The sequence below is a fragment of the Ralstonia sp. 1138 genome (genome assembly GCF_040544795.1).
Taxonomy (GTDB): domain Bacteria; phylum Pseudomonadota; class Gammaproteobacteria; order Burkholderiales; family Burkholderiaceae; genus Ralstonia; species Ralstonia flatus.
Window position 1 is genome coordinate 1 of the sequence record NZ_JBEPKQ010000020.1, and the last position, 2,107, is coordinate 2,107.

Annotated in this window: 2 protein-coding genes and 1 pseudogene; all 3 read left to right on the forward strand. The window is 57.8% G+C overall.

Going from position 1 to position 2,107, the window contains the following annotated elements; genetic code table 11:
- Positions 1 to 123: pseudogene (locus tag ABIC76_RS25615) on the forward strand (DUF3443 family protein); the annotation flags it as partial.
- 531 nt (positions 124 to 654) lie between these two features.
- The gene (locus tag ABIC76_RS25500) at positions 655 to 879 is read left to right on the forward strand and encodes a hypothetical protein (protein ID WP_354535648.1); all 225 of its coding nucleotides are present in this window, start codon (positions 655 to 657) and stop codon (positions 877 to 879) included.
- 162 nt (positions 880 to 1,041) lie between these two features.
- Positions 1,042 to 1,428 carry a hypothetical protein gene (locus tag ABIC76_RS25505; RefSeq protein ID WP_354535649.1) on the forward strand — a complete coding sequence of 129 codons (387 nt, stop codon included), beginning with the start codon at positions 1,042 to 1,044 and terminating at the stop codon, positions 1,426 to 1,428.
- Positions 1,429 to 2,107: the final 679 nt, after the last annotated feature.

Sequence of the window (2,107 nt, forward strand, 5' to 3'; positions counted from 1 at the left end):
CCTGGTTCGGTATTTGGCGACGGCAGTGCCTGGTACGCCTTGGGCCTACCGTTCTATGGCGGTCGCCGCATCTACGGCTCGATTCAGAACAGCGACAACGATCCGATGTACTACGCGATGTAATCAACTTTGTCGTCGCCCTCGGTAGCGTGAAACCTGCAGCGCCATCAAATAGAAGGGCAGTCCGTGCTGATGGCAATTTACGGAGAAAAATCAAAGGAAGCTCTATGCGCTGCTCCTGGCGAAGACTCGTCGACAACAGCGGCTAAGGCGCGACTTAAAATCGGGAGCGAGAATGCGACGACTTTCTGCGGTGGTCTCACTTATATTTCTGTCGACGATGGCCCTTCCTGTGGGGTGTCTCGCTGACTCTACTGTCGTCGAAGAGCAAGTTGCCTTACCAGTGACGATCGCTGGTCACGCCGAGTACCTCGATGCCTTGATCGTTCGGCCCTTAACGGGCACCATTTTCCGATCGCGCTCATCATCAATGGCGGTTTCCCAGAACCCCGGAACCTAGATGCCGCCGATTTGGCGCACCTCGCACATGATTTTGCCCACCGGGGCTGGCCCGCCGCCTCGGTCATATGGCGTCGGTATGGCAACTCCAGTGGCACGATCCAGGATCACCCCGGAACCTGCGTCAAGCCGGACGTGGCACGCTTTCTTGACGAGCATGCTGATGATCTGAGCGCCGCATTAGCGGTGCTTCAGGTTCGTCCCGATGTTGATCGAACGAGGGTTCTGGGTGTCGGTATCTCGATCTGCGGCGCTCCGATGCTTGACTTGGCTGCTCGGCCGAACCGGCCACTCACTGCGGTTATCAATATCTCGGGCGGCCTCTATCGCGACGCCAAGCATGCCTTGGCTCCAGTTTGAGCTCCCTTCAGGGCGAATCTAGTGCATCAAATATCGTCGTACGGCGTGGCTTCAATATCGACACTGTGGCTCTATGCCGCGAATGACCCATGGTTTCCTCCGGAACTCGCGATCCGGATGTGGCGGGGCTATCGCGCAGGAGGCGGAAAAGCAGATTTCACGATGTTTCCACCGTTTGGTAGCAATGGACACACGTTGTATCGGCGGGAAGCCAATGATTTAACCGAACCCGAGATTGATGCCTTTTTAAGACACAATCATCTTCCAGCGCAGGAAAAGAGTGATGCCTTTGAGCCTTTGTTGGCCAGACTCGGCATGCAAGATCGGAAAAACGTCGACCACTATCTTCGCGCGCCGACCGAGAAGGCATTGGCTGTTCCCATAGACGGTCAGGGTGTCTACTGGGGCTTCGCGTATCGCTCCATTGGAGATGCCTGCGAGCGGGCGCTTAAACAATGTCGAGCGGCGACCGGGCGACAATGTCGATTGATCGGGGAGAACCTCAATCTCCTGGCCACATGGAACGAAACACTTGAACTAATGCGCTGAGTCTACCGAGTCAAACGGTGTCCGGTTTGTTTTGGCTTGCGCCATAGCGAGAGAATGACCGATCCAGGCGGCCAGGCACGTCTACGAGCCACAGCATAGGCAAACGGTGGGCAATGCCTGGACAGTGAGTATCGGGGCGTCAACAAGAAGTACAGGTTATTCCGTTGCGCGACTGGCCACGAATGGCGGTAGCCGGGATCGAGAATCCTGCACGGCAAGTGGTGCAGTCGGTGCGCAACCAAATGTATGGGGCAGCAGCGCGTGCCGGACGGGCTCGATCAGCTCAAGGCGGCTGCCGCCTCGCATGGTGGCAAGCTGCTGGAGTTTGTCTATGCTGGTATCAGTGCGCTTCACACGTTTCGCTGCGCACGCGGGCACAAGGGGCAAACCAGCAGGGCGACGTCTTGCGCGATGGAACGTGGTGCAGGACCTGCGCGGGCTTGCGTCGACGCCATACAGGAGTGTCACCGTGGCATCAATGGAAAGTCGTCCCTGACAGCGTAATCAATGCGGACGACTGGTGTCCTTCCTGCGCGGTCCTGGACCGTATACGAGCCAAGAACCAGAGCAAGCGACGACGGTACGTAAGCGAGTCGCCAGCGCCGTCTTGACGTAAGCGATGGATCTCAGGCGCGAGCGCGAACCAGATCAGCCACGACCCACGGCATGAGCTCGTCGA

Bases quoted from the DNA above. Each gene is read 5' to 3' on its own strand.
- ABIC76_RS25505 (WP_354535649.1), top strand. From the start codon at position 1,042: ATGTTTCCACCGTTTGGTAGCAATGGACACACGTTGTATCGGCGGGAA.